At 68.9% G+C, this 4698-nt stretch carries 5 protein-coding genes and 1 pseudogene; 3 read left to right on the top strand and 3 right to left on the bottom strand.

The window, feature by feature from the left end; all coding sequences use genetic code 11:
* Both BHU15_RS35630 and BHU15_RS35625 read left to right on the top strand, forming a co-directional pair.
* On the top strand, positions 1-416 hold a 416-nt coding region (locus BHU15_RS35630; RefSeq protein ID WP_171908521.1), incomplete at its 5' end, for a S8 family serine peptidase.
* 163 nt (positions 417-579) lie between these two features.
* On the top strand, positions 580-924 hold the full coding sequence (locus tag BHU15_RS35625) for a hypothetical protein (protein ID WP_069630893.1): 345 nt from the start codon (positions 580-582) through the stop codon (positions 922-924).
* 144 nt (positions 925-1068) lie between these two features.
* Here BHU15_RS35625 and BHU15_RS35620 read toward each other — a convergent pair whose 3' ends face one another.
* Positions 1069-1998, bottom strand: coding sequence for an FkbM family methyltransferase (locus tag BHU15_RS35620; RefSeq protein ID WP_141726960.1), 930 nt, complete (start codon positions 1996-1998; stop codon positions 1069-1071).
* Positions 1999-2213: 215 nt separating this feature from the next.
* Here BHU15_RS35620 and BHU15_RS35615 point away from each other — a divergent pair, with 215 nt between their 5' ends.
* Positions 2214-3101, top strand: a complete 888-nt coding sequence (locus tag BHU15_RS35615; protein ID WP_069630891.1) for an LLM class F420-dependent oxidoreductase — start codon at positions 2214-2216, stop codon at positions 3099-3101.
* Positions 3102-3206: 105 nt separating this feature from the next.
* Here BHU15_RS35615 and BHU15_RS35610 read toward each other — a convergent pair whose 3' ends face one another.
* Both BHU15_RS35610 and BHU15_RS35605 read right to left on the bottom strand, forming a co-directional pair.
* Positions 3207-3611: a nitroreductase family deazaflavin-dependent oxidoreductase gene (locus tag BHU15_RS35610; RefSeq protein ID WP_023543696.1), complete on the bottom strand. Its 405-nt coding sequence runs from the start codon at positions 3609-3611 to the stop codon at positions 3207-3209.
* Between the two features lie 313 nt (positions 3612-3924).
* Positions 3925-4320: pseudogene (locus tag BHU15_RS35605) on the bottom strand (hypothetical protein); the annotation flags it as partial.
* Positions 4321-4698: the final 378 nt, after the last annotated feature.

Raw genomic sequence — 4698 nt, 5'->3', positions numbered from 1 at the left:
ACAGCGCGGCGACCGCGCTGTCGCGCCGGGGCGTACTGCCGATCCTCGCCGCCGGCAACGACGCCGAGGACGCCTGCTCGGTCTCGCCCGCCTCGGCGAAGGGGGTCGTGACGGTGGGCGCCACCGACAGCACCGACAAGCAGAGCGGCTTCTCCAACCACGGAAAGTGTCTGTCGCTGTTCGCGCCGGGCACCGCCATCGAGTCGGCCAAGCTCGGCGGCGGCACCACGACCCTGAACGGCACGTCGATGGCCTCTCCGCATGTAGCGGGCGTGGCCGCGCTCTACAAGGCCGAGCACCCGGACGCCACCGCCGACGAGCTCGCCGACTGGCTCGGCGGATCGGCCACGCAGAACAAGCTGTCCGCCGTCAGTGAGGGTTCGCCGAACCGGCTCCTGTTCACCGACGGGCTCTGACAGGGGGGCGCCGACGGCCGGGCGACGACCCACATGGCGTATGAAGAAGCGTTTCAGCAGCGTCTGTTCGAGCGGTGAACAGGGGCAGCCGGAGAGCATCCGCACGGACCGGGACAGCCTTTCGACGATCTGTTCCACCCCATCCGCACCATTGGAGTGTCCTGTGCGACTTCGTACCAGTGTGGCCGCCGCCGTCGGCGCCCTCGCCCTCGTCATCACCCTCCCGACTTCGGCCGGCGCGGCCGAGGGTGACTTCACCTACCGGCACAGCGACGAGGCCGGCATCACGCAGACGTCGGGCCTGGCGGACCCGCGCAGCCGCGAGTGCATCACGCTCCCCGAGGTCAGCGACGCGCGGTCGGCGGCGGCGCACAGCCCGCGCAACAACACGAACGCCACCGCGACCGTCTTCGCGGGCGTCGACTGCGAAGGCGCGCACTTCTCCCTGCGGCCCAACGGGGGCCACGCCTCCGAGCGGCTGCAGGTCCGTTCCGTCGTCTTCAGCTGACCGGGCTGAGCGGCCGAACCACTGACCGGCGGACCCGGCCGGCCGAGCCGGCCGGGTCCGCCGACCAGCCGCCCCGCCACGAGCGCCACGCCCGTGCCGGGGCGGCGCCATGTCCACGCCCGCCCGCCGGAGGTGTCGCGGGCGTCAGGCGTACTCGCGCTCCTTCGGGGCGAAGATCAGATTGCGGCTCTTCTCGGGGCGGTCGCCGGTGATGGGGACGAGCCGGCCGTCGGACTCCGAGATCCAGCGGAAGGTGTAGTCCAGCCCGTCGAAGGGTTCGGTGAGCTTGCCGAGCAGTGTCTTGTGCAGGGCTTCGAGAATGATGACGGGCCGGTCGCGCTTGATGAGGTTGCGCGCACCGGCAAGGACGCTCGGCTCATGGCCCTCGACATCTATCTTGATCAGGTCGACGGGGGTGTCCCCCAGGGTCTCGTCCAGGGTGAGCAGATGGACGCGGGTGGTGAAAGCGCTGGCCGGCGGCTTGTCGAAGTCCTCCAGCGAGGAGCCGGTGGAGAGCAGGTTCGACAACGGGAAGCGGATGTTGATGTCGGCGGTGCCCATGTGGTCCGAGACACCGTTCTGGTGCAGTACGAGATTCCTCAGCCCGTTCGCCCGGTGGTTGACGGCCAGCCTCGCGTGGATCGGCGGCACCGGCTCGAAGGCGTGGACCGTGGCCTTGGGTGCGGCGAGCGAGGCGATCATCGCGTAGTAGCCGACGTGCGCGCCGACGTCGAGGATCGTACGGCTGGAAGCGGCGAGCCGGCTCCAGTGGTGCAGGCTCGCCGACTCGTAACCGAAGCGGCCGTTCCATACGGTGTCGAGGGCGACGGCCTCGTCGTTCGCGCAGAACATGACGAACGGCGGGCAGTGCTCGGAGTCGATCTCGACCCAGCCGTGGTGCGGGAACCCCTTGCGGTGCTTGGTGAGGATCTCGGAGGTGGTGACGGGCCTGATCCGCGCCGCCTCCTTGTCCGTCCGCCGGTTCGTCTCGTCGAGATCGCGGATCCGGGTGCCGGCCCGCCCGCCGGCCCGCCCGCCGGCCGGACTGCCCGACCGCGGCTTCCCGGCGCTCACGCTTGATGAGATCTTGCGGAGGATCTTCACAGGGCTCCTTGATGTCTTTCAGGTGGCCGGGCGGTAGGCCGATGCTGCCGACACCGAATGAGCGGCGGATGTTGGTGTGGTGAACGCGAAGGGAACCATCCCGTCGGACGCCCGGCCGGGAGGCGGGGCACGGGGGCGGGGCGTGGGAGCGGAATATCGGACCGGGCCCTGCGTTAGCTTTCGGTATGCCCACTGACAATGACGCACGTTTCGGCAGGATCGGTATCTGGAGTTCGGCCCTGCACCCCTCGGAACCGGCGGACCTCGCGGCGGTCTCGGCGGCGGTCACCGAACTCGACGCGCTCGGCTACGGGACGATCTGGATGGGCGGCAGCCCCTCGCTCGACCAGGTGGTTCCCGTCCTCGAAGCGACCCGGCACATCACCGTCGCGACCGGCATCCTCAGTATCTGGGACCACCCGGCGCCGGCCGTCGCCGAGCGGACGGCACGGATCCGGCGGGACTCGGCGGGACGCTTCGTCCTCGGACTGGGCGTCAGCCACCAGGGTTTCAACCCGAACTACGCGCGCCCCTACTCGGCCATGGTCGAGTACCTCGACGCCCTGGACGCCGCGGCCGACCCGGTGCCCGCCTCCGGCCGTGTCCTCGCGGCGCTCGGCCCCAAGATGCTGAAGCTCGCCGCCGACCGGGCGTGGGGCGCGCACCCGTATCTCGTGACGGCCGAGCACACCGCGCAGGCGCGCGCGGCGCTCGGTCCGGACGCGCTGCTGGCGCCGGAGCTCACCGTCGTACTGGACACCGACCTCGACCAGGCCCGTACGGTCGCGCGTGGGATGCTGGCGATGTATCTCCAACTGCCCAACTACACCGACAACTTGCTCCGGCTCGGCTTCACCGAGCGCGACTTCGCCGACGGCGGCAGCGACCGGCTGCTCGCCGCGCTCTTCGCACTGGGCGACGCGGCGACGGTACGGGCCCGGGTCGACGAGTACCTGGCCGCAGGCGCCGACCATCTGGCGCTCCAGGTCCTGACGGGCGAGAGGGCGTCGGCCCTGCCGCTCACGCAGTGGCGCAGGCTGGCCGAGGCGCTGGAACTGACGCCCAGAGGCTGACGCTCCGTCACCACCGCGCCGGCGCCGACGAGTTGACGTCGGCGCCGGCGGAGTGGTTTCGGGCGAGCGGCTTCACGGAAGCGAAGACGACAGGCGGCCGAACGGTCAGACGCGCTCCAGGACGACCACGGGAATCTCCCGGTCCGTCTTGGTCTGGTACTCGTCGTAGTCGGGCCAGACCTCGGCCATCCGGCGCCACATCTCCGGCTTCTCCTCCGGGGTCGCGGTGCGGGCGCGGGCGGTGTAGCGGTCGCCCTTCACCTGGACGCGTACCTCGGGGTCGGCCTGGATGTTGAGGTACCACAGGGGAGGCGAGTCACTGCCGCCCTTGGAGGCGACGACCAGCACGTCGTCACCGTAGGGCCGGTAGATGAGAGGGGTGCTGCGCTGCTCACCGCTCTTACGGCCGGTGGTGGTGAGGATCAGCGTGGTCGTGCCCTTCTCCCACTCGTGTCCCACCTCGCCGTCGGTCTCCTGATAACGCTTGACATGCTCTTTGCCGAACAGCATCTGCCGTCTCCTTCCGGGTTCCGCTCCGCCCGTGGCATCCGTGTGAGGACGCTCCGCGGGCCGTGCGAATCCGACCGTAGCAACGTCCGCACGATGGCGGCCGTTGTGCGGCGCGTGCCGCGCGCCGCGTGTCCGAGAGAGTGAACGGCGGTGCGGAGGAAGTTATTCCGATGCGTCGGTACCGCGATTAGCGGGGCAGTCTGCCGAGTTGCAACGTGTCGGCGAAGGAGTCTTCTCGCGTATCCCATTTCCCGGCGGCTTCCGAGGGCTTCACATATGCGTACGCGTAATCGTCCTGGATATCCGAGTCGTCGATCAGTGCGGGGCTGACACGGTCCATCCGCAGCGCGTCCACAGATTCCGCGAGAAGTTCATATTCCGTGGTTTCGTCGCGCGTGGCGACGCGAATGAGCTGACCCGCCGCCAGATGTTCCGCGACCCGGTCCTGATGGGCCTGGTTGTCGCGCCACGCCCGCAGCATCTGGGGTACGTCGGGGACGTTGTCCGCCAGGGGGGCGAGTGCCCGCGCGGGAAAATTGTCGTTGTCGGGGCTCGGATCGAGACGTTCCGCAATCCAGGTCGCCCGGTCCCGTAACCACCACAGTGCAAGTGACAGAGTGGGTGCGCGATACGTTCCCAGGGGTACGCCTATACGCTGACCGCCACTGACTCCGTAGGCGGTGACATGGCACAGGAATTCATCATGCACGGCCGCTCTCCTCGCGCCGTTCATTGGTGGCCGGTGGCCTGGAACGTAATGCTGAATGAATGATCTTCAGGGCCCCAACGTATTATTATGTAGTTCGTCGACGGGCTGTCACTGCATCATTCTGGCCAGAGTTCGAGTGCGTTAATCCCTCTTCATGGCCGAATCTCGGTCGCCTCGCGGGAGCCCGCCGGGCCGTGGTGGCGGCGGCGGTCGGCTCCCAACCGCCTTGCACCGCACCGACCTTGACGTTCACTCTGTGGAGTAGCAGTGAAACGCTGCGGAAGCGGACACCAGGGGGGCACATGGCGACGGGGAGAGACAGTGACGAGAAAGGGACGGACGGCGGGTCACCGGCGGCCGTCCCTTTCTCGTCACTGT

The organism is Streptomyces niveus, from assembly GCF_001723055.1.
GTDB classification, from domain to species: domain Bacteria; phylum Actinomycetota; class Actinomycetes; order Streptomycetales; family Streptomycetaceae; genus Streptomyces; species Streptomyces niveus.
This window is presented reverse-complemented; position numbering and strand designations above follow the sequence as displayed.